We start from the raw sequence: 24,313 nt of genomic DNA, 5'->3' as shown, positions 1-24,313 counted from the left end.
TGTCCTGATTTAAATTTAATCCACTATAGTTTGAATCTGCTTATCCACCAATATCGCACATGGATAAATTTGTTCCGCTTGTTGGAGGTCGTCTGAAAATTTGGTTTCCATCAATGAAAATAGGAAATTCAGTTTATTTCTTGAATGAGAAGCTAAAAAATTTTGCCCTGAGTTTTCAAAAGCGTTACACTCCATGCGGCATCGAGAGTAGGGTGGCAGTCTTATGATTTTATGGGCTGCCAAAATTGTTCAAGTGTTTGAATGATTTAACCCTTTGAGGCAAATAACATCGATGTCAACTTATCTAACCACGCCGCTGCCGTCATTGTGCCGGCAGTCAGGCAGTCAGCGTCATTGCGCCGCTGTAAACACGAAAGAACACACTATGACCATCTCTCCCGTCGCCTTGCGCCGAAAGACCGAGCGCAAGCCGCATCCGACCGCGCGTTATTGGAAAAAATGCGATGTCGAAGCCCTGTTCGGACTTCCATTTCTCGACCTCGTTTACCAAGCTGCCGAAATCCACCGCCAGAATTTCAACCCGCGCGAAATCCAGCTTTCCACCCTGTTGTCCATCAAAACCGGCGGCTGCCCCGAAGACTGCGCCTACTGCCCGCAATCGGCGCACCACAACACCAATCTGGGCAAAGAGCAGATGATGGATGTGGATGAAATCGTTGAAAAAGCCAAAATCGCCAAATCGCGCGGCGCAAGCCGTTTCTGCATGGGCGCGGCCTGGCGCGGCCCCAAACCGAAAGACGTGGAGACGGTTTCCGCAATCATCAAAGCCGTCAAAGGACTGGGCATGGAAACCTGCGGCACCTTCGGTATGCTCGAAGACGGTATGGCGGAAGACTTCAAAAAAGCAGGTTTGGACTATTACAACCACAACCTTGACACCGACCCCGACCGCTACAACGACATTATCCACACGCGCAAACACGAAGACCGCATGGACACCTTGGGCAAAGTCCGCAATGCCGGTTTGAAAGTCTGTTGCGGCGGCATCGTCGGCATGAACGAAACCCGCGCCGAGCGCGCCGGGCTGATTGCCAGCCTCGCCAACCTCGACCCGCAGCCCGAAAGTGTGCCGATTAACCAGTTGGTCAAAGTGGAAGGCACGCCGCTGGCCGATGCCGAAGATTTGGATTGGACGGAGTTCGTCCGTACCATCGCCGTGGCGAGGATTACCATGCCACACAGCTACGTCCGCCTTTCCGCCGGACGCTCGGGTATGCCCGAATCCATGCAGGCAATGTGTTTCATGGCGGGCGCGAACTCGATTTTCTACGGCGACAAGCTCTTAACCACCGAAAACCCCGACGAAGACGGCGACCGCCTGCTGATGGAAAAACTGGATTTGTACCCGCTGCGGTTTGAGTTGGAAGAAGAGTACGAAGCGGCGCAGGAAACGCCTAAGATTAAGGTGGATTATTAATCGTTTTTGCCTATTCCCAATAAACAAGGTCGTCTGAAAACTGTGTTTACAAAGCCAATGCTTCAAACACGGTTTCAGACGACCTTTATCTTTGAAAACTCTTTTTATAGTGGAATTAACATAAATCAGGACAAGGCGACGAAGCCGTAGACAGTACAGATAGTACGGAACCGATTCACTTGGTGCTTCAGCACCTTAGAGAATCGTTCTCTTTGAGCTAAGGAGAGGTAACGCCGTACTGGTTTAAAGTTAATCCACTATATATCCTAGATATGCCTATTAAGTTATAAAAAACTGCACATGATCAAGCTGGATTTGGTATCCGGCTTACTAATGTGCAGTTTATGATTTTCAGACGACCTTTGCTGTTTAGATGGCAAATATACGTCTTTATCGATTTTCAGCTTTACGCTTTTTCTTTTTGACGCATTTTTTCCGCCATCATTTCATGCAGCGTTTTCTTGGCAGGTTTCATCGGAACGCGGTTGTCCGTCCAGCCCAGTTGCTTGCTTGGCGTCAATGCACGGAATTTGGTGGCCGCCCAACCGAAGGCACGGTAGGCCTTGCTGCCGCTGAAAATACCGTTGAATGTGCGCCATGCCATTTGTTCGCCGAAGGTATGCGATGCGCCTTGTCCGCGGATAGGATGCGGTACGACTTCGGACGGTGAACGTTGCGCTTCAACGCGCAGACGTTGCATTTGCTCGGTAATCGGGATACGCACCGGACAAACTTCTACACACGCACCACACATCGTACAGGCAGTCGGCAGGTCGCGGGTGGCATCCAAGCCCAACAGGTGCGGAGAAATAATCTCGCCAATAGGACCGGGATAGGTTGTGCCGTATGCCGCGCCACCGATACGGGTATAAACCGGACAATGGTTCATACACGCGCCACAACGGATACATTGCAAGGTACGGCGCATTTGGTCTTCGGCATAGGCTTGGCTGCGGCCGTTGTCGAGCAGAACCAAGTGCATTTCCTGCGGGCCGTCTAATTCTTCACTACGGCGCGGACCGGTAATCATGTTGAAATAGGTGGTAATGTTCTGACCGATGGCGGAACGCGGCAGCAGGCTGTATAAGGGAGGAATGTCGGACAATTTTGCCACAACTTTTTCAATACCGGTAATGGCGATATGCACGGGCGGTACGGTAGTGCTCAAGCGACCGTTGCCTTCGTTTTCCACCAGACACAACGTACCTGTTTCTGCAACAGCGAAGTTTACGCCGCTCAAACCGACATCGGCAGTGCTGTAAATATCGCGCAGAGCTTTACGGGCGAAGCCGGTCAGTTGGTCTACGTCGTCCGTTAAGGGAGTTCCAAGATTTTGGTGGAAAAGTTCGCTAACCTGTTCTTTGGTTTTGTGAATGGCGGGCATCACAATATGGGTCGGTTTTTCGCCTGCCATTTGAACGATAAACTCGCCCAAGTCGCTTTCCACCGCTTTAATGCCTTTTGCTTCAAGATAATGGTTCAGCTCGATTTCCTCGCTGACCATAGATTTGCCTTTGACCATCAGCTTGCCGTTTTTGGCAGTAATGATGTCGTGGATGATTTCGCAGGCTTCGGCCGGCGTTTCCGCCCAGTGTACTTTCACGCCCAGCTTAGTCAGGTTTTCTTCCAATTGCTCCAGCAGGGTGGGCAATTTGGACAGAGAACGCTGACGGACGTGTTCGCACAAATCACGCAGGTTTTGCAACTCTTCTTCGTCGGACAAAACGGCTTTGCGCTTGGTCATCAGCATATCCATCGCGGTACGCAGACTCTTACGCAAAGGCTTATCTTGAAGGGAAATTGCGGCGTTTTGTTTGAAAGTTTCCGGCTTCATGTGGAACTTGATGGTTTGCGTAGTCATGCGTTTTCCTCCAAATCGGCAGGGGAAATGTGTTCAGGCAGAATGGCGAGAATGACTAAATCACGCGGACCGTGTGCGCCATAAGCAAGCGTCAGTTGGATGTCTGCGGTTTTGGACGGACCGGAAATCAGGAAAACATTGGTCGGCATACCGTTTTCCACCAGTTTTTCACCTTCGACAGCGTTGTGAAATTCGTTATACATCTTCGCCGTATCAAACAGGCAGAAATGCACGGGCGGAACAAGGCTTAAAGTACGCGGCTCTTCAGGGCTGGAAAACAGCATCAGCGTACCGGTGCGGGCGATGCCGCATTGCGAGCCGCTGAAGCCTGCATCGATGTTCGCGAAAAACTCGGTTTTCCAAGTATCGATTTCGCGCTCGAAAGCAATCGGTTCGATATTGCTGTCCACCAGCGCGGCACGGGCGATTTGTCCGTGTTCAGTCGCCAACGGCAGCAGGATGTTTTTCAAACCTTTGCCTTCGGCTGCTTGACGGAATACTTGCGGCCAGCTGGTTTTGGTCACCCAATAAATTTCGGTTTTGACGGCGCGCATAGCGGCAGCCCAATGTTTCAGACGCTCAACTTCGCTGTCCCAAGAAACACCCATTTCGCGGTAATAATCAAAAACCGCAGGCTCTTCCATCGGCAATGCGTCGGCTTTTTTCAGTTTTGCCAAAATATTTTCGCGCGCGCTCATGCTTTGCCTCCGGTACGTTCCAACAAGAAGGATGCGATGTGTTTCGGACGCGGCATATTCGGCTCGTCCTTAGCGATTTTGCCGCCGATGTTCATCATGCAGCCGCAGTCCGCGCTGATGATTTCGGTCGCGCCGGTTTCTTTCAGCGCGGCAACTTTGTCGGTTACCATCGCGCCGGAAATATCCGCTTGTTTGACGGAGAATGTACCGCCGAAACCGCAGCATTCGCTTTCATGGTCGTGAACAATACGTTCAACGTTTTCCATACCGTCAATCAACTGCCAGCCTGAAATATGGACATTCATTTCGCGGCGGGCGGCGCAGGAAGTGTGGACGGCGACTTTGACCGGTTCGCCTTTGTCTTCAGGCTTGTAGCCGATGGCAAGCAAGAAATGAGTAAACTCAATGATGCGGTTGGCACAATCAACCGCTTTGGATTCGTATTCTGTATTTTTAAACAGGGTAGGCCAGTGATGTTTCATCATGCCGCCGCACGAGCCGGACGGTACAACGATCGGCCAGTTTTCAGGGAAAAGGTCGAGTTGCGCTTTGGCGACATCAAACGCCTCGGTCGGATGACCGGAAGAGTAGGCGGGTTGGCCGCAGCAGCTTTGCGCCATCGGGTAATGAACCCGTATGCCTTGCTGCTCGATTAAAGTAATGGCATCCATACCTGCTTCGGGCATGAAAAGATCGAGGACGCAGGTGCCGAAGAAATAAACATCGGTCGGCTTGCTGTCGAATGTAGTGATTTTGGGTGGGGTGATTGCGCTCATTTTTTCGTTAACGGGAGTACCCGTTTTTCTTTGTATAAATAGACGGCTACTTTAAGTAATTGCATGTAGGCGGTCAAGTATAATTTTAAAAAATAATATTGGAAACGATTGATGGGTCGTCTGAAATACTGATTCCACAAATGTAAATAGTTATATGCGAATAAATATCATTATATTTAAAAGCTAACTCATTTATTAATGAATAAATGAATCAATCCATATGAATGCCCGGGTGTTCAACAAATATGATTGCATCCCAGTTTCAAATAGTTTTATAGAAAAAAATAGGGGAGGGTAGTTAATGAGACTGGTAAGAAGAAGGGTTTTTAGATGCATTAATTTTTGCTGCAACCCATAACGCGGCACCTGAGCCCAACATATCCGCAATGCCGTCACCAATAGAGCCTTCGCGTGTTGTGGTAAACGTAGCTTGTGCCCATTCACTTCCAACAGCAAACAGAAGTGCGAATATCAACAAACCGAGATACGGAATTTTTGCTTTTTCGTGAATATAAGATTTTGCCAATAACCAAATCTGGGCAAAAAACAAAGCGAAGTGGGCTACTTTGTCGAAATTGGGAAACGGTGGCGGCGTATTGCCAGATTCCTTGAAAATCAAAGAATAGATACCGGCCACAAACCAAACGATAGCCAACAGGCTGAATTTATTGAGGTGAAATTTCATTTTTGTTCCTCATCCAACCAAGTTTGGCAGATAGCCGCAAGGCGGATGAATTTGTTGCCGCGTCCGTTTAATATGTCGCGCCATTGTTCAACTTCCTCTGTTGTCGGTGCATCATCTATACTGCATTCGTACAGCAGGAAATCAAGGGTTTCTTCCACTACGCCGATGGGTTCATTCTGGATTAATTCTAAAATCTGAGACATATAGGGGATTTTTCAAAAGAGGAGGGCGGATAATGATGTACACAACAATAGCATTTACTTGCTGTGTAGGAAACGTGTAGCTTCTTCCCATTCGCCCGCCATTATTTTCGGTATCGCTTTTAATGATTTGGCAATTGCCTCGTCAATCTGTTGGCGGTGTTCTGCGCTTGGCTTGTTCAATACATAAGCGACAACGAGGTTACGGTCACCCGGATGATCTATACCCAAACGCAAACGGTAATAGTCAGGTGTACCAAGACGGGCTTGGATATCTTTCAAGCCGTTATGTCCACCATTTCCGCCGCCAAGTTTAAATTTGATACGGCCGCAAGGAATGTCCAATTCGTCATGCACAACCAGTATCTCTTCGGGCTTGATTTTGTAAAACTGCGCGAGTGCGGCAACAGACTGGCCGGAACGATTCATAAAAGTCATGGGTTTAAGCAGCCACACATCGCCATCAGGCAGATTCGCCCGCGCCACCTCACCAAAAAATTTTTTCTCTTCTTTAAATGATACTTTCCACTGCCACGCAAGTTCGTCTAAGAACCAAAATCCTGCATTATGGCGGGTTTGTTCGTATTCGCCCCCGGGATTTCCCAGTCCGACGATCATTTTGATTTTATTCGACATAATTATTTCTCAATACCGCAGAAAATGCGGTCAATTTCGATAAAAGGTCGTCTGAAAATGGTTTCAGACGACCCAAGTTAACTATCAATCCTGATTTTGTACACGTTTGCGGCGTGCCTCTTTGGGATCGATCAATAATGGGCGATAAATCTCAATCCGGTCTTTATCGCGAAGAAGCGTCTCACTTTTAACTGATTTGCCAAAAATTCCCAGCGGAGCAGTTTGCAAGTCCAGTTCTGAAAATATTTCATCTAAACCACTTTGACACACCGCTTCACGCGCCGTACAGCCATTTTGCACATTCATTTTTTTCAACACTTGCTTGTCAGGCAAACCGTAAACGACTTCAATCTCAAGCATAACGGCGATCCGCTTCTTTAACGAACGCATCAACCAATGCTCCGGACAAATGGCTGAAAACAGGCGAAATCATGGCAGATAAGACAGAGTTGGAAAATTCATATTCCAATTTAAATTCAACTTTGCACATATCGTCGCCCAAATCTAAGAATTTCCATGTTCCCCGCAAGATTTTAAAAGGTCCTTCCAACAAATCCATACGGATTTCCTTACCGGGAATATTGTGATTGTGCGTAGCAAATGATTGGCGCACGCGCATATAGTCCATAAAAAGACGCGCTTTCAACTCATTGTTTTTTCGTTCGATTACTTCAGTTTTACTGTACCAGGGCAAAAATTTCGGGTAGTCTTCAACCTTATCGACCAACTCAAACATTTGCTTCGCGCTGTGCAAAACCAAGATATTCTTCTCAACCTTTTTCATGCTCAAACAGGCTCAAAATCGGAAAGCGGTATTATAAACGAATTCACTGTATTTTTCAGACGACCTCGAATCTCTGCAACCATCCCAATCCAACTCATCATCAAGACAGTCCTGCTTGGCAAAGTATAACGATATGCGTATAATCGGCCTTTCCCATCTGGGGGCGATCTTGGTTTCGACGGGGGTTGCAAAGCAGATGCGGGCATACCGGGGTCTCAGATTTCCCGTAAAACACTGAATCTAAATAGTCGCAAACGACGAAACTTACGCACTGGCCGCTTAAGGCCTGCCGTTGCAGCAGTTGGTCAATGGGCTGTGTAGCGCAAGCTACCGCAACGTCATTTTACATTGACTGGTTTTCCGCCGGGTTACTTGGCGGGAAATAAGATTTAAGGTAACTGGTTCCTAGAAGGCCTGTCGGTCGGCATAATAGGAACGAGATTTTAAATAGACACGACTAAGTATGTAGAACGCTCTGTAGAGGACTTCCGGACGGGGGTTCGATTCCCCCCGCCTCCACCAAGTCTAATTTTCAGTTTTATTTTATAACGTATAAAAGCCTTGAAATATAATAATTTCAAGGCTTTTTGTTATCTCATTGCTGATGTTTAAAGCAAACAGGAATCTACTATCGACAAATCAAACTGCTTCACCGTTCTGCTTTGCCTCCAAAAGCTCCCAGCGTTCCAATTTTTCCAAAAGCAGCGTTTCGATTTCTTCGGCGCGGTTTTGCAATGCACCGGCTTTCTCATAATCTTTGAAGATTTCAGGATCGGAAAGCTGCGCGTTGATTGCCGCCTGTTCGGTTTCCAAGGTGGCGATTTCGTCGGGCAGGGCGTCGAGTTCGCGCTGTTCTTTGTAGGAAAGTTTGACCGTGCGGTTGGCTTTGGGTTTGGCTTTTTCCGGTTCTGCGGTTGTTTTCGGCGCGGAGGTCGTCTGAATTTTCTCTTCGCGTGATTTTGCGTCGATGTAGTCCTGATAGCCGCCGATGTATTCTTTCAGACGACCTTGTCCTTCGAAAACAATGCTTTGGGTAATCACGTTATCAAGGAACATACGGTCGTGCGAGACGAGAAATACCGTGCCTTGGTAATCGCGCAGCAAGTCTTCGAGCAGCTCTTGGGTGTCGATGTCCAAATCGTTGGTCGGTTCGTCCAAGACTAGGATATTGGCAGGGCGGGTGAAGAGTTTTGCCAGCAGGAGGCGGTTGCGTTCGCCGCCGGAGAGCGATGAGACGGGGCTTTGCGCGCGGGCAGGGGGGAACAGGAAATCTTCCAGATAGCTCATGACGTGTTTTTTCTTGCCGCCGACTTCGACGTAATCGTTGCCTTGGCCGAGCGTGTAAAACACGGTGTCGTTTTCGTTCAGCGCGCTGCGGAATTGGTCGAAATAGGCGACTTCCTGCTTGCTGCCGATGCGGATTCTGCCGTAGGTCGGCTGCAATTCGCCCAGAATCAGCTTGAGAAAGGTGGTTTTGCCGATGCCGTTGGGGCCGATTAAGCCGATTTTGTCGCCGCGCTGCAAGATGGAGGAGAATTTGTCCATGATGACTTTGTCGCCGTAGGCAAACGAGGCATGTTCCAGTTCGGCAATGATTTTGCCGCTTTTCTCGCCGCTGTCGAGTTTGAAGTTGACCTGTCCCTGCACGTTGCGGCGTTCGGCACGCTGACGGCGCAGTTCTTCCAAACGGCGCACGCGTCCTTCGTTGCGGGTGCGGCGTGCTTCGATGCCTTTGCGTATCCACGCTTCTTCCTGCGCATGGAATTTGTCGAAGAGGCGGTTGTGTTCCGCCTCAACCGCTAATTCCTGCGCTTTTTTCTCGCTGTATTTGGAGAACGAGCCGGGATAGGAGCGCAGAATGCCGCGGTCGAGTTCGACAATGCGCGTGGCAATGTTGTCCAGAAAACGGCGGTCGTGGGTAATCACGACCAGGCTGCCTTCAAACGCTTTGAGCAGGTTTTCTAGCCAGATAATCGCGTCGATGTCCAAATGGTTGGTCGGTTCGTCCAGCAGCAATACGTCGGGCTTCTGCACCCAAGCCTGCGCCAAGGCGACGCGCTTTTTCTGTCCGCCGGAGAGGTTGCCGATTTTTTCATTTTCCGGCAAACCCAGTTCACCCAAAGTCTGCTTCACCGCCGCATCCAGCTTCCAGCCGTCCTTCGCTTCGATTTCAAGCTGCAATTCGTTGAGTTCTTTTAATAAAACGTCGTCTGAATTGTGCTCCAAATCATGGCTGACGCGGTGGTAACGGCGCAGTAGGTCGCGGATTTCGCCCAAGCCTTCGGCGACGGTGTCGAATACGGTGGCTTCCTTATCAAAAAACGATTCCTGCGGCACATAAACGATTTTGAGGTTGTTTTGAACAATAATCTGCCCGTCGTCGAGCTTCTGTACACCGGCGAGGATTTTCAGAAACGAAGACTTACCCGCGCCGTTGCGGCCGATTAAACCGATTTTTTCGCCGCTGTCGAGTTGGAAGGAAGTTTTGTCGAGCAGGGCGACATGGCCGACGGCAAAGGAAGCGTTTTCTACGGATAAGATGTTCATAAGGAAATAGGGAAAAATAAAATCAAGTCGTGTATTTTAACTGATTTTAAAAAGCTCTGTGATAGGTACGAAGAGAGATGAATAGAACTAAAGAATATTGAGAAACTTGAATCAATCCATATAATTTAACATAATATACATTATGCGAACTAATGTGCCAGATAATAAGTTACTCACAAACAAAATCCGCCCCTTATTTTTACGGGCGGATTTTTCTAAACATAAACTAAAAGAAAACTCGCACTAAATTCATAACTTGGCAATAAACTTCGCCGGAACGTTTTCAGTCAGCCAAACGCCGTTGTCTGCGAGGTAAAACTGATGGCCGTCGGCAAGCATGGCTGCGGTGTTGATGGTTAACACTACGGGTTTACCATGTCGGGAACCGACTTTGATTGCGGTTTCGATATCTGCCGAAAGATGGACGAAATGGCGTGAACCTGCATGCAGCCCCTGACCAAATATCGACTGTACCGATTTTTCCGCTGTACCGTGATATAGGATATCAGGCGGTGTCGTTGCGCAATACTGGATGTCAACCTGTTTTGTGGAATGCCCTTGCGCGGCACGAATACGCTTGCCGTCTTCTGATACGGTAAACCGTTTTTTGTCATTATTTTCAACAACTTCCATTAAATTATCGTACGTCAATGCAACGCCGGTAAAGTTGTGCTTGGGGTGATTTGCTTGTGCCAGCAGGATATCAATATCCACCCAGCCGTTTTTGTCCAAAGTAATTCCGATCTGTTCGGGTCTGTGACGCAAGATCAGGCTAAGGAATTTGCTGACGGATTTTTGTTGTTTTTCATTTAATCTCATGGGTGTTTTTCTTTCTTTTAAGTATTTTCAGACGACCCTCTCTACAAAGGTCGTCTGAAATTTATTTATCCAACCCTTCCTGCACCATCTGCGCAGCGCGTACCACTGCTCGGGCTTTGTTCTGCGTTTCCTGCCATTCGGAGGTTGGATCGGAGTCGGCGACGATGCCTGCGCCGCTTTGGACGTATAGCGTGTTGTTTTTCACTACGGCTGTGCGGATCGCAATCGCCAAATCCATGTCGTTGTTGAAGCCCCATACGCCGACGGCGCCGCCGTAGATGCCGCGTTTGCTCGGTTCGACTTCTTCGATGATTTCCATGGCGCGGACTTTGGGTGCACCGGAGAGTGTGCCGGCGGGGAACGTGGCGGCGAGGATGTCCATGTTGGTAACGCCCTCTTTCAGACGACCTTCGACGTTGGAAACGATGTGCATCACATGGGAGTATTTTTCAATTACCATTTTGTCGGTTACTTTGACTTCGCCCGTTTTGCTGATGCGGCCGACGTCGTTGCGTCCTAAATCGATAAGCATGACGTGTTCGGCGATTTCTTTGGCGTCGCTTAATAAGTCTTGCTCGTTGGCGAGGTCTTCGGCGGGGGTTTTGCCGCGCAGGCGCGTGCCGGCGATGGGGCGGACGATGACGTCGTCGCGTTCGCGGCGGACGAGGATTTCGGGCGAGGAACCGACGATGTGGAAATCGCCAAAATCGTAGTAAAAGAGATAAGGCGAAGGGTTGAGCGTGCGCAGGGCGCGGTAGAGGGCGAGCGGGCTGTCGGTGAATTCCATACTCATGCGCTGGCTGGGGACGACCTGCATGCAGTCGCCTGCGAAGATGTAGTCTTTGATTTTGTTAACGCAGGCTTTGAACGGCTCTTCGCCGAACTCGCTGACGGCTTGGGTGTGTTTGCTGCCGAGCGAGAGCGGGATGGCGCAGCTTTGGCGCAACTGGGTGCGGATGTCTTCGAGGCGTTCGCGGGCGCGTTCGTAGCCGTCGGGCTGCGCTGGATCGGCGTAAACGATGAGGTGGATTTTGCCGCTCAAATTGTCGATAACCGCCAATTCTTGCGACAGCATCAGCAAGATGTCGGGCGTGCCGAGCGGGTCGGCTTTGGCGGTGTTTTTCAGGCGGTGGGCGAAGTGTTCGAAATTGTAGATGGTTTCGTAACCGAAGTAGCCGACCAGTCCGCCGGTAAAGCGCGGCAGGCTTGGGATTTCGGGCGTTTTGAAACGGTTGTGGAAGGCTTCGATAAAGGGCAGCGGATTGCCGTCGTGTTGCTCGACGATTTCGCCGTTTTGATAAACATCGACGTGTTTGCCGCCGGCTTTGAGGTAGTGGCTGCAAGGCAGTCCGATAAAGGAATAGCGGCCGAAACGTTCGCCGCCGACAACGGATTCGAGCAGGTAGGTATAGGGGCGGTTGGCGAGTTTGAGATAGAGGGAAAGCGGCGTATCCAAGTCGGCAAGGAGTTCTTGAACGAGCGGGATGCGGTTGTAGCCTTGGGCGGCTTGGGCTTGGTATTCTTGTTTGCTGATCATTTCTATTCCGTTTGTCGGGTACTTTTCAGACGACCTTATCCGAGTAAAAACCGGTTGAATTATCCGAAAAGTATAGCAGTTTATCGATGGTGTTGACAGTATGCGGGTCGTCTGAAAAAGCAAAACGCCGTTTGCTATCAACGGCGTTTTAGGCTGGGGATATCAGGCGTTTGGCGTAGCGGCATGGCGTTTTTTAGCCTGTTTCCATTTGTATGCGTAGCCGAGTACGACCGGAATCAGCGACAGGATGAATTTGAAGGTCCAGCTTGCATACCATGGTCTGTTCAGGATAATCGCCTCCCCTCCGGAAGCGGGAACGACGATGTCTTTGATGGCGAACCAATCCAAATATGGCCACCAACACATCACCAAGCTGCCTAAAAACAGCGGCCAGATATTACGGCTCAAATTAATCTGCCACAGGCGGAAGCATACGCCTGCCCATACCAGCGTCAGGCCGGTAATCAGGAAGATGGTGTAAGTATCGGCGCCGAGAAAGGCGGCGATGAAATAAGTCAGCACCACCCAAATGACGGCAAGGACAAGGACGATGATTTCTTCAGGACGTTTGAACATTTCAGCGCTTCTCCAAAGCAATGTCGCATCATACGGTTTAGGGCGGGCTGACGATTGGCGGCGCGGGAATCTTTAGGGATAACATATAAAACGTCGCTTCCGCACCAATCAGCCTGCCTGAAAGTCTGTTCAGGCGATACTATACCCGAAACGAAATAGTTTGAATATGCTACTTATTGCTAGGACGGGCGTTTCAGACGACCCTCAAATCGCTGAAAAAGGTCGTCTGAAAACCGATACTTTCAGACGCCCTTAAACCATTTTCAGACGACCTCTTTGCGCCCTGTCTTTCTGATGTATAGTGGAATTAACATAAATCAGGACAAGGCGACGAAGCCGTAGACAGTACAGATAGTACGGAACCGATTCACTTGGTGCTTCAGCACCTTAGAGAATCGTTCTCTTTGAGCTAAGGAGAGGTAACGCCGTACTGGTTTAAAGTTAATCCACTATATCAGCCCTTCCCTTTCGCCGCCAACATATCCAGCATCCCCGCCAGATGGCTTCTGCCCTCTTCCTTGCTCACAATCGGTTCGCCGCCTTTGCGCCCTAAAATCTTGATGTCTTCCTGCGGCATTTCGTCGATGAAGCGGCTGGGTTCGGGGAACTGCCATGTGCCTTGTTTTTTGCGTTTGACGCAGTGGGTCAACGTAAGCTGGCGCTTGGCGCGGGTGATGCCGACGTACATCAGTCGGCGTTCTTCTTCGACGTTGTCTTCTTCGATACTGTCGTTGTGCGGCAGGATGCCCTCTTCGCAGCCGACGAGGAAGACGTAGGGGTATTCCAAGCCTTTGGAGGCGTGTAGGGTTGAGAGTTTGACGGCATCGACTTCTTCTTCGCTTTTGCCTTCCAAGAGCGTCATTAGGGCGACGGTTTGGGCGAGTTCGATGATGTTTTTGCCGTCTTGTTCGCCTTTGCGCTCTAGCCAGCCGGTCAGGTCGCTGACGTTGCGCCATTTGATTTCGCCGGCTTTACCCTCTTCGCTGGCAAGCAGGTGGTTTTCGTAGTCGATTTCTTTGAGCAGGCCGTTGATGAGTTCGCCCGCTTCGCTGGTTTCGGCTTTGGCGCGGTAGCTGCCGAACATATCCATAAAGGCTTGCAAGTGTTGGCGGTTGGTATTGTTCAACAGGGCGAGTGCTTCTTCGTTTTGCGCGGCTTCATACAGGCTGCATTCGTGTTCGTGTGCGTAGGTGTTGAGCTTGCCCAGCGTTACATCGCCGATGCCGCGTTTGGGTGTGGTTACGGCGCGCAGGAAGGCGGGATCGTCGTTGGGGTTGGCAAGCAGGCGCAAATAGGACAAAACGTCTTTGATTTCGGCTTTGTCGAAAAAACTCTGCCCGCCGGAAAGTTGGTAGGGAACGCGCGCGCTGCGCAAGGCTTCTTCAAAAATCCGCGCCTGATGGTTGCCGCGGTATAACACGGCGAAATCGGCGTATTGGGTTTTGTCGCCGCCGACCAGCTTCTGCTTGACGATTTGGCTGACGACCCAGTCGGCTTCGTGTTGCTCGTTTTGGCAGGCAACGACTTTGACGATTTCGCCTTCGCCGAACTGCGACCAAAGTTTTTTGGTGAACAACTTGGGATTGTTTTCAATCACTTTGTTGGCGATTTTGAGAATCCGCGCGGTGGAGCGGTAGTTTTGCTCCAGCTTGATGACCTTCATCTGCGGATAGTCTTCCTGCATTTTGCGCAGGTTTTCCATGTTCGCGCCGCGCCATGCGTAGATGGACTGGTCGTCGTCGCCGACGGCGGTAAACATGCCTTCCGCGCCGGTCAAGAGTTTCATCAGGGTGAATTGGCAGGTGTTGGTGTCCTGACATTCGTCAACCAACAGATAACGCAACCGCCGCTGCCATTTGTTGCGCACTTCGCTGTTTTGCTGCAACAGCACGGCGGGCAGGCGGATTAAGTCGTCGAAGTCCACCGCCTGATAGCTTTGCAAGGTTTCCTGATAGCTCGCATACACGCGCGCGATTTGTTCTTCCCAAGCATTCGAGGCCGTCTGAAGCACGTCTTCCGGCGTTTTCAGATCGTTTTTCCACAGGGAAATCTGGTGCTGCGCTTTGAATAAGGGTTCTTTGCCCGTACCGCCCAAAAGTTCGCCGATGATTTTCGCGCTGTCGGTGGAATCGAGGATGGAGAAGTTTTTTTTGTAACCGATATGGTTCGCTTCTTCGCGCAAAATCTTCATGCCCAAAGAGTGGAAGGTGCAAATCGTCAGCCCGCGCGTTTGCGACTTGGGCAGCATTTTGGCAACGCGCTCCTGCATTTCCGTAGCGGCTTTATTGGTAAAGGTAATCGCGGCAACGGTATGCGGCAGATAGCCGACGTTGACAATCAAATGTTTGATTTTTTGCGTAATCACGCCGGTTTTACCGCTGCCGGCGCCGGCAAGCACGAGCAGAGGACCGCCAAGGTATTTGACGGCGGCTTGCTGTTGGGGGTTGAGTTTCATGGGAATGCAGACGAACCAAAAAGAGGCGCAGATTATAACAGGTCGTCTGAAAGCCCCAAACGGCAATCCGACATATATAACAAAATCATCTTTGCAACAAACAAACCATTCTTTCCGTTTTTCAGACGACCCCGCTAAAGTGGCAGCATCTTCTTTTTCCCTTCCGAGCGACCATGTTATTACTCAAAACGCCCAGCGTACTGCCCGGCTTCAAAATCAGCCTCGGCCTGACCGTATTGTGCCTGTCGCTTCTGGTGGTTTTGCCGTTTGCGATGATGGCGGCGAAGGCGGCGGAAATCGGCTGGGGCGGCTTTTGGAACACGATTGCCGAGCCGAACGTGTTGGCTGCGGTGTGGCTGAGTTTGCGGATGTCGTTTTATGCGATGCTGACCAATGTCGTGTTCGGCACGCTGGTGGCGTGGGTGTTGGTGCGCTATGAATTTCCGCTCAAGGGGCTGGTGAACGCGCTGGTCGATTTGCCGTTTGCGCTGCCGACGGCAGTTACGGGTATCGCGTTGGCGACCCTATATGCACCCAACGGTTGGATCGGCCGATTTTTCGAGCCTTTGGGCATCAAAATCGCGTTTACGCCCGTCGGCATTTGGATTGCGCTGGTCGTCGTCAGCCTGCCCTTTATCGTCCGCGCCGTGCAGCCGGTATTGGAGGAATTGTCGGGCGAATATGAGGAAGCGGCGGCGACTTTGGGCGCAAACCGTTTCACGACGTTCCGCCGCGTGCTGCTGCCGGAAATCATGCCGGCGCTCTTAACCGGCGCGGGCATGATGTTCGCGCGGGCAACGGGGGAATACGGCTCGGTGATTTTTATCGCGGGCAACATTCCGATGGTTTCCGAAATCCTGCCGCTGATTATTACGGGCAAGCTGGAACAATTCGACGTGCAGGGCGCATCGGCGGTGGCGTTGTTTATGCTGCTGGTTTCGTTTGTGATTCTGTTTGCGCTGAACGTGATGCAGTGGGCGTTGAGCAGGCGTTCGGGCGCGAAGGGTTGAGGGGTCGTCTGAAAAATGTAGGTCGGATTCTTGAATCCGACGTTTTGACACCCGAAACCAGAAAAACGGAATACTGGATATTTTGTCGGATTCAAGAATCCGACCTACCGTGAAAAGTCGTCTGAAATCCCTGTTGCCGTCATTCCCGCGCAGGCGGGAATCCACCGCAAGGCAACAGGAAAACAGAAAATCAATAAGGCAGCCGAAATTCACCAATGGATTCCCGCCTACGCGGGAATGACGGCAGCTAGACGTTTTTTGTTCCCCTTTTAATCCATAAAAGATAAAAGGTCGTCTGAAAACGAATCCACCCCACGAAAACGGTTTTCAGACGACCTCCAAACATCTTAAAACCAACCAGAGAACACCACCGCCATGAAACCCTATTCCGCCAATCCCAACCTGACCGAACCGCGCTGGTTGCGCGTGCTGCTGACCGCCGTCGCGCTGGGGTTCCTGCTGCTGATGCTGGTCGTCCCGCTCGTCGCCGTATTTTACGAGGCGCTGAAAGGCGGTTGGGATTTGTACCTTCAATCTATTACCGACCCCGAAGCGTGGGCGGCGATCAAGCTCACCCTGATTACCGCCGCGGTGGTCGTTCCCGTCAATGCCGTCTTGGGCGTGGCGATGGCGTGGCTGTTGACACGTTTCGACTTCCGCGGCAAGCAGTTGCTGACCACCCTGCTCGATTTGCCGTTTTCCGTGTCGCCCGTGGTGGCCGGTTTGATGTTCGTCTTATTGTTCGGCGCACACACGGCATTGGGCGGCTGGCTGGAAGCGCAAGGCATACAGATTATCTTCGCCATTCCCGGCATTATTCTGGCGACGCTGTTCGTTACCTTTCCCTTTGTCGCGCGCGAAATCATCCCGCTGATGCAGGCGCAGGGCGACAGCGAAGAACAGGCCGCACTGATACTCGGTGCAAGCGGCTGGCAGATGTTTTGGCGCGTTACCCTGCCCAACATCAAATGGGCGCTGCTCTACGGCATCATTCTCACCAATGCCCGCGCGATGGGCGAATTCGGCGCGGTCAGCGTAGTATCGGGACACATACGCGGCGAAACCAATACCATCCCGCTTTTGGTCGAAATCTTCTACAACGAATACAACTTCACCGGCGCATTCGCCCTCTCCGGCGTATTGGCACTTTTAGCACTGGCGACGCTGGCGGTGCAGAACATCATCACAAAATTACAAGATAAAAAACTCGCCGCCGCCGAAAGGAACGCAGCATGAGCATCACCATCCAAAACCTAAACAAACACTTCGGCAATTTCCACGCGCTGAAAAACATCAACCTCAACGTCCCCACCGGCAAACTCGTTTCCCTGCTCGGCCCTTCCGGCTGCGGCAAAACCACGCTCCTGCGCATCATCGCCGGACTGGAAAACGCCGACGGCGGCAATATCCTCTTTGACGGGCAAGACGTAACCGCCAAACACGTCCGCGAACGCAAAGTCGGTTTCGTGTTCCAACACTACGCCCTCTTCCGCCACATGAACGTATTTGACAACGTCGCCTTCGGTTTAACCGTATTGCCCAAGTCCGAACGCCCGTCCAAAGAACAAATCCGCACCAAAGTCGAAGAATTGCTCAAACTCGTACAACTCTCCCACCTCGCCAAATCCTATCCGCACCAGCTCTCCGGCGGGCAACGCCAACGCATCGCCCTCGCCCGCGCCCTCGCGGTTGAACCCAAACTCCTGCTCCTGGACGAACCCTTCGGCGCACTGGATGCCAAAGTCCGCAAAGAATTACGCACCTGGCTGCGCGACATCCATCACAACCTAGGCGTAACCAGCATTCTGGTGACACACGACCAAGAAGAAGCCCTCGAAGTTTCCGACGAAATCGTCGTCATGAACCACGGTAAAATTGAACAAACCGGCAGCGCCGAAGCCATTTACCGCAAACCCGAAAACGCCTTCGTTACCGAGTTCCTCGGCGAAACCGACGCATTTGAAGGCAGAATCGAAAAAGGCATCTGGCACTACAACGGCTTCGCGTGGAAATTGGACGCGCACTACAAATGGCAGGAACAAACCGCCACCGGCTACATCCGCCCGCACGAATGGCAGCTTGCCGCCGAACACGAAACCCCGATGATCCGCGCCGAAATCGAAAAAATCCACGCCGTCGGCGCACTGACGCACGTTTTGGTGAAACACGGCAAACAGGACGTACATATCACACTGGCAGGCAGCGACGCGTCAAGGCTGAACTTGGCCGCAGGGCGGGAGTTGGCATTGGTACCGAAACAGGTTTATGTGTTTTCGCAGAACGAGTTGATTGAATATTCGATTTGATGGAGGGAATAACGAAAGGTCGTCTGAAAACAGGTTTTCAGACGACCTTTGCTTTATCCAAACGGCTTAGAATTTGTATTCCACCTGACCGCGCAAGACGTTGACGTCTTGTCTGCTTGAGCCGGCAGTCGGGGTAACTTGTTTGCCCGCCAAGTAAAAGCCTGACACTTTCCAGTTTTTCCAAGGAACGTAGGTCGCGCCGACTTGTACGCCTTGTACGTTTTTACTGTAGTCTTGTACGGAAGATACGCCCGAAAGCGCACCGACGCGGCGGTAATTCAGGAAGGCGTCGTAGGAATTGCGGACTTTCCAGTCGGCAAGTTTATAGCGGACTTCGGTAAACACGCCGTCGTTTTTGATTTTTTGTCCTGCGTCGTTATAGGCTTTGATGTTGGACTTGCTGACTGCCGCCATCCAACGCCAATCGTCATTGAATTTGACATCTGCGCCGATTTCGCCGAAGACGGCGTTTTTCTTCGCGCCGCGCACGTCTATGTCTTTCATGTAGCTGACGGTTGCGCCGACGTTGATGTTTTCGTTAATCGGCAGGCTGCTTTGAATGGCGGCGAAGTGTTTGCGGCGGCCGCCTATGCCCCATACGTTGTCGTTGAGGCTGCCGGTACGGCGGCCAGCATAGATTTTGGTGGGCAGGGTTTTGTTGTCAAAGAAGATTTCGCCGCCGGTTACTTCGGTATCCCAGACGCGTCCGTAGGAGGAGAATGCACCGAATTTACCGACGCGGGCTTTGACGCCTTCGGTAATTGAGCCTTCAGCATAGAGTTTGTTCACGGGAACATCATGGTCGCCGTTGAATTTGCCGGTTTTCAAGTCGATGTTGGGTTCGATTTGGGTCACCAGTTTCCAGTCTTTATAAAGTTTGGCGCGCAACCAGAATTCGGCGTTGAAATTGGTATTGGAGGCGTCGGGCGTGGGATTGGTGCTGCTGTTGTTGGCATTGATGTCTTTGGTGTCGGCACGGACGCGGAATGTGCCGTTTACGGTCAGCAAATCGTTGAAAATGCTGATTTTGTCTTCGTCTTTGCGGATGACGCTGCCCGAATTGACGTAATCGCTCGTCGTTGCCAATGCGGCGGCATCGCGCTCTACGCTAGCGGTTTCTGCAAATGCGGTGGGTAATGCCGCCAAGGCAGCACATACAACGGCAAAGTTTTTTTGGATGTTCATGCCAATCTCCGATTGAAGGGTAAAAGGTATTTTTAACAAAAATTCCTAATCAATATTTGTTAGAAATTTACTAATTTTTGTAATCGAACGGCTGTAATCCTATGAAAGACGGCACAAACCGTCAAGAAGATTTAGAGTATTATGCTTATTTCCAAACTGATTTTGACGCATATCAATAGAGAAAGGTCGTCTGAAAACTCCCGGCAGCATCCGTTCCGTTTTCAGACGACCTTTAGGGTTTGATTCAAGCTTTCGGCACGAACATCGCGTCCAAGATGTCGCCCAATGCCGTGCGGCGGGTTTTGCGGGTCTCCACCGCCAACCGCCATTGTTCTTCATTTCCCCAAAAGACGAAGCGTTCCCGCGCGCGGGTGATGGCGGTGTAGAGCAGCGCATTGTTTAAGCCAGACAGCGCGTCATCTCCGCCCTGCTCTATTTTCCCCGACGGCGGCAGCAGCCAGACTTCCCGATATTCCGAACCTTGGCTTTTATGCACGGTCATGGCGAACGCGGAATCAAACTGCGGCAGGCGGCTGATGGCGATTTTTTTGAAACCGTCCGCATTCGGAAAATACGCCGCCAAGCCGTTCGCCGATTCCGCGTCGGGCATAATCAGCCCGATGTCGCCGTTGAACACTTCCAGCGTATAGTCGTTGCGCGCAATCATGATGATTTGTCCCGCGAACCACGGCGTATCCGCGCCCGCCCGATGTTTGCGTTGCAGATAACGGCAATACTCTTCGTTGAACGCCTCCGCGTCCTGCCGCCATGCCGCCAAAACGACCACATCCGCCGCGTGTCCGAACGCCAGCGCCACATCGTTTTTATCGACTGCCTGCCAGTATTTTTCGTGTTTGCGGTAAAGCAGCTCCGCCTGCTGTTTCAGACGACCTTCGCGGATTTCCAGTTCGTCGGGGAACAAGGCAAACTGCGCCCAACCTTCCCCGCTCTTGCCCGATACGACCGCCCTAGCCAGACAGCCGATGCCGCTGTCTGCGCCGAAACGGTGGCTGACTGTCAGTTGCGCGACGTTTTGCGACAAAACCGGCGGATTTTCCTCCACGGGGAAACCGTGTTCCGGCAGATAAATGCTCAGCTGATCCGCCGTCTCCTTATCCAAAACCGTCCGTCTCGACAACGCCGCCAATACCGCGCCGACGCCGACCGAAGGCAGTTGGAACTCGTCGCCCAAAAAAATCACGCGGCAGCCCGACGGAATCGCACGCAGCAAGTGAAGCAGCAGGGAAACATCCAACATCGAAGCCTCATCCACCACCAACACATCCAAAGGCAGCGGGTGGTTGCCGTCAAACGCAGGCAGCATTTGCGGCGGGCGCAGTTTCAAAAGGCGGTGGACCGTCTGCCCTTCCAGCGCGGACAAATGATTGCGCACCGCATCCGGCATCTCGAAACCGTCCACTGCCCGATGCAGCGCGCGCGCCATATGCGCCGCCGCCTTGCCCGTCGGCGCGGCAAGCGCAATACGCGGCAGGCGCGTGGCAGAGTTGGTGCAAATCAGCCCCAAAAGTTTCGCCACCGTCGTCGTCTTGCCCGTACCCGGCCCGCCCGTAATCAGCATAAACGCTTGAAGCAGGGCAAGCCCCGCCGCATCCCGCTGCCCTGCGCTGCCTTTGTCGGCAAACCAGCCGGACAAGTTTTGCGACGCGCTCATCCAATCCACAGGCTCGACTTCCGCTTCTGCCAAACGCTTGATTTCAGCCGCCAAATCATGCTCGAGCTGCCACATCCGCCCCAAAAACAGCTTTCTGCCCTGCAACACCAACGGCGACGCGCCCTGCCCGACCGTCGGCGCCAATCCCGCCAATTCCTCCGCCTCGCCCTCATCCAGCCAAACAAACGAATGCCCGTTCTGCAAAGCAGCAAACAGCCGCAACACATAAGGCGTCAGCACCGCAGCATGCTCCGGTACGCAACGCTCCAGCAAATGCCCGGCCGCTTGTGCGGCGGCAAGGTTCAAATCATCGGCAGTATTCTCAGCCATTTTCGTTTCCCGTATTGAAAAAAGGTCGTCTGAAAACTGTTTTTCAGACGGCCTTCTTTTGTTGACCGCTATTTGCCTTCATCCAGCAGGGATAAAGGCCGCTGTGCCTTGCGCAATTCTTCCACTTCGTCCAGCAGGCGCATAATCAGGCCGAGCGCGGGAATGCCGGCATCGAAGTCGCGGCTCAGGCGCTGGGCGCGGCGGATACGGGCAAGTTGGAAACCGCTGTACAAAGTTTGTTCCGGCCTGCCGTTTACGCTGATGATTTCTTCCTCTATCAGCTCCAGCAGCCAATCGCGGCGGCAGCGGCTGGCAGCGAGGATTTCTTCGAAAGTCAGGGTAATGTCGGTGTGTTGCGTCATGGTTTGTCCTTTCAATTTGATGCGCTTTTGCCGTCAAAGTGGGCGGCAAGCTGCGCCCATGCGGCGCGGTCGGCTTCGCTTTCGGCCTTGGGAACGCTGATGCGGATGTTGAGGTACAAATCGCCCGCTTCTTTGGCCGGAATGCCTTTGCCTTTCAGGCGTATGCTTTTACCGTTTTGGCTGTTGGCGGGCAGGTTGACCTGCAAACGTCCCGCTGCGGTGGGAACGATGATTTTGCCGCCCAATACGGCTTCCCAAGGCTTGACGTCTATGGTTTGGTATACGTCTTTTTTGTTTTTAACGTATAAATCGGGTTTGTCGTGGAACTTGATTTTCAGATACAAATCGCCGTTTGCGCCGCCGTTGTGACCGGGCAGGCCCTGTCCCGCCAAACGGATTTGCTGGCCTTCGGTAATGCCTTTGGGAATTTTGACGTTTAAGGTTTTGGTCTGATAACCGACGCGGCCGTATTCGTCCACGGTCGGCACGTTCAGGCTTAATGAGCGCTCCGCGCCGACATAAGCGGCGTAAATATCGATACTCAGTTCGGCGTGCTGGTCTTCGCCTTTAATCGGGCCGTCCGGCCTTGCGTGCGCCTGTCTCTGACTGCGGCCGAAGCCGGCAAACAAATCTTCAAAATTGAAATCGCCTGCGCCGAAAGGTTCGCCGCCGCGGTATTCGTAGCGGAAGCCGCCGGATTGCGCGCCGCCGAACGGATTGCCGCCTGCGCTGCGGCCGTAGGGGTTGGCCAGCAATTCGTCGTATTCGGCACGCTTTTCACGGTCGGATAAGGTTTCGTAGGCTGTGTTGATTTCGGCGGTGCGCTCGGCGGCGTCAGGTTCTTTGCTGACGTCGGGATGGTATTTGCGTACCAGTTTGCGGTAGGCCTTTTTAATGGTGTCGGCGTCGGCGGTTTTGTCCACGCCGAGAATTTCGTAATAGGTTTTTTCTGCCATATCGTTCTTCCGTCTTTATCATGTTAATCATTATGCCGTATTTGCTATTTATAAGGGCGGAAGGCATAGATTCAATACTCTAGGCGCACAAATAAACGGTTAAGGCAGGTAAGCATCAAAAAGGTCGTCTGAAAACGGAAATCCGGTTTTCAGACGACCTGTATTATATAGTGAAATCAATCGGCAACAGTTACAGGGCGGCGGTTGTTCAAATCCCATAGCCGTTTGGACAGTTTTCAGGGATTTTAAAAGCCAGCTGGAACGTACAGGAGCGTTTCTATTCCGTAGTCGGCTTTGTAAGCTTTTTGCCTAATGCCCTGCTCTTCAGTTATCAAAACCTCCGTATTTAGATACAGAAATTTCTAAAATACTGCCCCCTTTACGGTAACGCCGAGTTTGATTCGGTGCTCTACCTTTACCTGAATAAATTCCTGCTCCCATTTCCATTCTAAAGTCGAAATGTTTCGGGTGGCGGGTAAATATTGCGTATTCACGAGATTCGATTTCCGACATTATGATTTTTTTGACTTTACCCAGTTTGGCTTCTGCATCTTTAATCTTCATGCCCGGATGTACCCCCGAAACCGTGTGACAGGCGGGAGAGTAGGTCTCCAAAGAATCAATTTTTTTATGGAGTTTTATAGGAGCATCAGGATCGTCGTCTCCATCTTGATGGGTGATAACCATGACGTCTTTAGACAGTGTAATGGCAACATACGCCACACCTTCGGGATCGCTTTCTCTCTCCATTTTCGCCTTCGGGAATTTATGTTTTACCTGCTTTAAGTTCTGCCCTAATTTAATTCCTGCGATGCTATCTTTTTGAATCAAACATTCGGCAGCGGCCGGCATGGCAAGACCCAAAATCAACGCGCTCATGATCCCGATTTTGTGCAACATGGTTACTATTCCTGTTTAATAAAAATAAGATATTAACATATCAATATATCTATATGGCAAGAATATCGTTTCAGACGACTTATTATTATTTTTTCCAACATCAAATCCTTTCGCTAAAAAGGTCGTCTGAAATCAGGGCATTCCCCGTTTCAGACGACCTTTTCTCCCTATCGGCGACAATGCCAAATCAACTTTCCGTCTTCGGATTCGGCAGCAAGAAATTCAATACAATCGCCAAAATAGCGCACAAACCGACGCCGGCAAAACTCAACGTACCGACATGAACCGCCATGCCGCCGACGCCAACCGTCAAAACCGAGCTGACAATCACCAGATTTTTCGGCTGCATCAAATCCACTTTCGCATCCACCAGCGTTTTAATGCCCAAAGAAGCAATCGTGCCGAACAAAAGCAGCATGATGCCGCCCATTACGGGCAGAGGGATAGAAGCAAGGAAAGCATTAAATTTACCGAAAAATGCCATAGCGATGGCGAAAATTGCCGCCCAAGTCATAATGACTGGATTGCTGTTTTTCGTAATCATCCCCGCGCCCGTTCCCTCGCCGTAAGTCGTTACCGG

The 24,313-nt window shown here is 51.4% G+C and carries 23 protein-coding genes and 1 other RNA gene; 5 read left to right on the top strand and 19 right to left on the bottom strand.

Features of this window, described 5'->3' with window-relative positions; all coding sequences use genetic code 11:
- Window positions 1-385 precede the first annotated feature (385 nt).
- Window positions 386-1,438: a biotin synthase BioB gene (bioB, locus tag HMPREF3277_RS02050; RefSeq protein WP_070869892.1), complete on the top strand. Its 1,053-nt coding sequence runs from the start codon at window positions 386-388 to the stop codon at window positions 1,436-1,438.
- Window positions 1,439-1,844: 406 nt separating this feature from the next.
- Here the strand turns inward: bioB and HMPREF3277_RS02045 are convergent, their stop codons facing one another.
- From HMPREF3277_RS02045 to HMPREF3277_RS02010, 8 genes are all read right to left on the bottom strand, one after another.
- Window positions 1,845-3,299, bottom strand: coding sequence for a LutB/LldF family L-lactate oxidation iron-sulfur protein (locus HMPREF3277_RS02045; RefSeq protein WP_070859505.1), 1,455 nt, complete (start codon window positions 3,297-3,299; stop codon window positions 1,845-1,847).
- Complete coding sequence (locus tag HMPREF3277_RS02040; RefSeq protein WP_070869891.1) at window positions 3,296-3,997, bottom strand: LutC/YkgG family protein; 702 nt, start codon at window positions 3,995-3,997, stop codon at window positions 3,296-3,298. Before HMPREF3277_RS02040 ends, HMPREF3277_RS02045 begins: the two co-directional genes overlap by 4 nt.
- Window positions 3,994-4,773, bottom strand: coding sequence for a (Fe-S)-binding protein (locus tag HMPREF3277_RS02035; RefSeq protein WP_003743122.1), 780 nt, complete (start codon window positions 4,771-4,773; stop codon window positions 3,994-3,996). The genes HMPREF3277_RS02040 and HMPREF3277_RS02035 overlap by 4 nt, the downstream gene beginning before the upstream one ends.
- 298 nt (window positions 4,774-5,071) lie before the next feature.
- Complete coding sequence (locus HMPREF3277_RS02030) at window positions 5,072-5,458, bottom strand: VanZ family protein (RefSeq protein ID WP_070869890.1); 387 nt, start codon at window positions 5,456-5,458, stop codon at window positions 5,072-5,074.
- Entirely contained in the window at window positions 5,455-5,661 is a 207-nt protein-coding gene (locus HMPREF3277_RS02025; RefSeq protein ID WP_003763661.1) for a hypothetical protein, read from the bottom strand. The genes HMPREF3277_RS02030 and HMPREF3277_RS02025 overlap by 4 nt, the downstream gene beginning before the upstream one ends.
- A gap of 54 nt (window positions 5,662-5,715) precedes the next feature.
- The gene (gene pth, locus HMPREF3277_RS02020; protein ID WP_070869889.1) at window positions 5,716-6,294 is read right to left on the bottom strand and encodes an aminoacyl-tRNA hydrolase; all 579 of its coding nucleotides are present in this window, start codon (window positions 6,292-6,294) and stop codon (window positions 5,716-5,718) included.
- A gap of 84 nt (window positions 6,295-6,378) precedes the next feature.
- Window positions 6,379-6,654 carry an RnfH family protein gene (locus tag HMPREF3277_RS02015; RefSeq protein WP_070869888.1) on the bottom strand — a complete coding sequence of 92 codons (276 nt, stop codon included), beginning with the start codon at window positions 6,652-6,654 and terminating at the stop codon, window positions 6,379-6,381.
- Window positions 6,647-7,078 (bottom strand): type II toxin-antitoxin system RatA family toxin, encoded by a 432-nt coding sequence (locus HMPREF3277_RS02010; protein WP_070869887.1) that lies wholly within the window; start codon window positions 7,076-7,078, stop codon window positions 6,647-6,649. The genes HMPREF3277_RS02015 and HMPREF3277_RS02010 overlap by 8 nt, the downstream gene beginning before the upstream one ends.
- 159 nt (window positions 7,079-7,237) lie before the next feature.
- Between HMPREF3277_RS02010 and ssrA the strand changes: the two genes are divergently transcribed.
- Window positions 7,238-7,600: a transfer-messenger RNA gene (gene ssrA, locus HMPREF3277_RS02005) on the top strand.
- Between the two features lie 117 nt (window positions 7,601-7,717).
- Here ssrA and HMPREF3277_RS02000 read toward each other — a convergent pair.
- The 5 genes from HMPREF3277_RS02000 to rep all read right to left on the bottom strand — a co-directional run bounded on the left by HMPREF3277_RS02000 (window position 7,718) and on the right by rep (window position 15,012).
- Window positions 7,718-9,625 carry an ATP-binding cassette domain-containing protein gene (locus HMPREF3277_RS02000; RefSeq protein WP_070869886.1) on the bottom strand — a complete coding sequence of 636 codons (1,908 nt, stop codon included), beginning with the start codon at window positions 9,623-9,625 and terminating at the stop codon, window positions 7,718-7,720.
- 249 nt (window positions 9,626-9,874) lie between these two features.
- The gene (locus HMPREF3277_RS01995) at window positions 9,875-10,444 is read right to left on the bottom strand and encodes an RNA 2'-phosphotransferase (RefSeq protein WP_003768254.1); all 570 of its coding nucleotides are present in this window, start codon (window positions 10,442-10,444) and stop codon (window positions 9,875-9,877) included.
- Window positions 10,445-10,505: 61 nt separating this feature from the next.
- Window positions 10,506-11,981 (bottom strand): anthranilate synthase component I, encoded by a 1,476-nt coding sequence (gene trpE / locus HMPREF3277_RS01990; RefSeq protein ID WP_070869885.1) that lies wholly within the window; start codon window positions 11,979-11,981, stop codon window positions 10,506-10,508.
- Between the two features lie 162 nt (window positions 11,982-12,143).
- Window positions 12,144-12,557, bottom strand: a complete 414-nt coding sequence (locus HMPREF3277_RS01985; RefSeq protein ID WP_003768229.1) for a hypothetical protein — start codon at window positions 12,555-12,557, stop codon at window positions 12,144-12,146.
- Window positions 12,558-13,011: 454 nt separating this feature from the next.
- Entirely contained in the window at window positions 13,012-15,012 is a 2,001-nt protein-coding gene (rep, locus tag HMPREF3277_RS01980; protein WP_070869884.1) for a DNA helicase Rep, read from the bottom strand.
- A 173-nt stretch (window positions 15,013-15,185) separates the two neighbouring features.
- Here rep and cysT point away from each other — a divergent pair, with 173 nt between their 5' ends.
- The 3 genes from cysT to HMPREF3277_RS01965 all read left to right on the top strand — a co-directional run bounded on the left by cysT (window position 15,186) and on the right by HMPREF3277_RS01965 (window position 18,328).
- Entirely contained in the window at window positions 15,186-16,022 is an 837-nt protein-coding gene (gene cysT, locus HMPREF3277_RS01975; protein ID WP_070869883.1) for a sulfate ABC transporter permease subunit CysT, read from the top strand.
- A 375-nt stretch (window positions 16,023-16,397) separates the two neighbouring features.
- Window positions 16,398-17,258 (top strand): sulfate ABC transporter permease subunit CysW, encoded by an 861-nt coding sequence (cysW, locus tag HMPREF3277_RS01970; protein ID WP_070440899.1) that lies wholly within the window; start codon window positions 16,398-16,400, stop codon window positions 17,256-17,258.
- Window positions 17,255-18,328, top strand: coding sequence for a sulfate/molybdate ABC transporter ATP-binding protein (locus tag HMPREF3277_RS01965; protein ID WP_070869882.1), 1,074 nt, complete (start codon window positions 17,255-17,257; stop codon window positions 18,326-18,328). The genes cysW and HMPREF3277_RS01965 overlap by 4 nt, the downstream gene beginning before the upstream one ends.
- A gap of 66 nt (window positions 18,329-18,394) precedes the next feature.
- Here the strand turns inward: HMPREF3277_RS01965 and HMPREF3277_RS01960 are convergent, their stop codons facing one another.
- From HMPREF3277_RS01960 to HMPREF3277_RS15560, 6 genes are all read right to left on the bottom strand, one after another.
- On the bottom strand, window positions 18,395-19,513 hold the full coding sequence (locus tag HMPREF3277_RS01960) for a hypothetical protein (protein WP_039410217.1): 1,119 nt from the start codon (window positions 19,511-19,513) through the stop codon (window positions 18,395-18,397).
- A gap of 244 nt (window positions 19,514-19,757) precedes the next feature.
- A complete protein-coding gene (gene recD / locus HMPREF3277_RS01955; RefSeq protein ID WP_070869881.1) occupies window positions 19,758-21,515 on the bottom strand; it encodes an exodeoxyribonuclease V subunit alpha in 1,758 nt (585 codons plus the stop codon).
- A gap of 68 nt (window positions 21,516-21,583) precedes the next feature.
- Window positions 21,584-21,877: a chaperone modulator CbpM gene (locus HMPREF3277_RS01950; protein ID WP_003778771.1), complete on the bottom strand. Its 294-nt coding sequence runs from the start codon at window positions 21,875-21,877 to the stop codon at window positions 21,584-21,586.
- A gap of 11 nt (window positions 21,878-21,888) precedes the next feature.
- Window positions 21,889-22,833 (bottom strand): DnaJ C-terminal domain-containing protein, encoded by a 945-nt coding sequence (locus tag HMPREF3277_RS01945; protein WP_070869880.1) that lies wholly within the window; start codon window positions 22,831-22,833, stop codon window positions 21,889-21,891.
- Window positions 22,834-23,157: 324 nt separating this feature from the next.
- Window positions 23,158-23,733 carry a hypothetical protein gene (locus HMPREF3277_RS01940; RefSeq protein ID WP_070869879.1) on the bottom strand — a complete coding sequence of 192 codons (576 nt, stop codon included), beginning with the start codon at window positions 23,731-23,733 and terminating at the stop codon, window positions 23,158-23,160.
- Window positions 23,734-23,920: 187 nt separating this feature from the next.
- The coding region (locus tag HMPREF3277_RS15560) for a solute carrier family 23 protein (protein WP_283127064.1) at window positions 23,921-24,313 on the bottom strand (393 nt) is incomplete at its 5' end.

It is taken from the genome of Neisseria sp. HMSC70E02 (assembly GCF_001838645.1).
Taxonomy (GTDB): domain Bacteria; phylum Pseudomonadota; class Gammaproteobacteria; order Burkholderiales; family Neisseriaceae; genus Neisseria; species Neisseria macacae.
This window is presented reverse-complemented; position numbering and strand designations above follow the sequence as displayed.

Coding starts and splice junctions, on each gene's coding strand:
- HMPREF3277_RS01995 (WP_003768254.1), bottom strand. CDS start 10,444: ATGAGATTAAATGAAAAACAACAAAAATCCGTCAGCAAATTCCTTAGC.
- HMPREF3277_RS01945 (WP_070869880.1), bottom strand. CDS start 22,833: ATGGCAGAAAAAACCTATTACGAAATTCTCGGCGTGGACAAAACCGCC.
- rep (WP_070869884.1), bottom strand. CDS start 15,012: ATGAAACTCAACCCCCAACAGCAAGCCGCCGTCAAATACCTTGGCGGT.
- HMPREF3277_RS02030 (WP_070869890.1), bottom strand. CDS start 5,458: ATGAAATTTCACCTCAATAAATTCAGCCTGTTGGCTATCGTTTGGTTT.
- HMPREF3277_RS02025 (WP_003763661.1), bottom strand. CDS start 5,661: ATGTCTCAGATTTTAGAATTAATCCAGAATGAACCCATCGGCGTAGTG.
- HMPREF3277_RS01960 (WP_039410217.1), bottom strand. CDS start 19,513: ATGAACATCCAAAAAAACTTTGCCGTTGTATGTGCTGCCTTGGCGGCA.
- HMPREF3277_RS02000 (WP_070869886.1), bottom strand. CDS start 9,625: ATGAACATCTTATCCGTAGAAAACGCTTCCTTTGCCGTCGGCCATGTC.
- HMPREF3277_RS01950 (WP_003778771.1), bottom strand. CDS start 21,877: ATGACGCAACACACCGACATTACCCTGACTTTCGAAGAAATCCTCGCT.
- HMPREF3277_RS01965 (WP_070869882.1), top strand. CDS start 17,255: ATGAGCATCACCATCCAAAACCTAAACAAACACTTCGGCAATTTCCAC.
- HMPREF3277_RS01985 (WP_003768229.1), bottom strand. CDS start 12,557: ATGTTCAAACGTCCTGAAGAAATCATCGTCCTTGTCCTTGCCGTCATT.
- HMPREF3277_RS02010 (WP_070869887.1), bottom strand. CDS start 7,078: ATGAAAAAGGTTGAGAAGAATATCTTGGTTTTGCACAGCGCGAAGCAA.
- trpE (WP_070869885.1), bottom strand. CDS start 11,981: ATGATCAGCAAACAAGAATACCAAGCCCAAGCCGCCCAAGGCTACAAC.
- HMPREF3277_RS02045 (WP_070859505.1), bottom strand. CDS start 3,299: ATGACTACGCAAACCATCAAGTTCCACATGAAGCCGGAAACTTTCAAA.
- recD (WP_070869881.1), bottom strand. CDS start 21,515: ATGGCTGAGAATACTGCCGATGATTTGAACCTTGCCGCCGCACAAGCG.
- HMPREF3277_RS02015 (WP_070869888.1), bottom strand. CDS start 6,654: ATGCTTGAGATTGAAGTCGTTTACGGTTTGCCTGACAAGCAAGTGTTG.
- HMPREF3277_RS02035 (WP_003743122.1), bottom strand. CDS start 4,773: ATGAGCGCAATCACCCCACCCAAAATCACTACATTCGACAGCAAGCCG.
- pth (WP_070869889.1), bottom strand. CDS start 6,294: ATGTCGAATAAAATCAAAATGATCGTCGGACTGGGAAATCCCGGGGGC.
- cysT (WP_070869883.1), top strand. CDS start 15,186: ATGTTATTACTCAAAACGCCCAGCGTACTGCCCGGCTTCAAAATCAGC.
- cysW (WP_070440899.1), top strand. CDS start 16,398: ATGAAACCCTATTCCGCCAATCCCAACCTGACCGAACCGCGCTGGTTG.
- bioB (WP_070869892.1), top strand. CDS start 386: ATGACCATCTCTCCCGTCGCCTTGCGCCGAAAGACCGAGCGCAAGCCG.
- HMPREF3277_RS01940 (WP_070869879.1), bottom strand. CDS start 23,733: ATGTTGCACAAAATCGGGATCATGAGCGCGTTGATTTTGGGTCTTGCC.
- HMPREF3277_RS02040 (WP_070869891.1), bottom strand. CDS start 3,997: ATGAGCGCGCGCGAAAATATTTTGGCAAAACTGAAAAAAGCCGACGCA.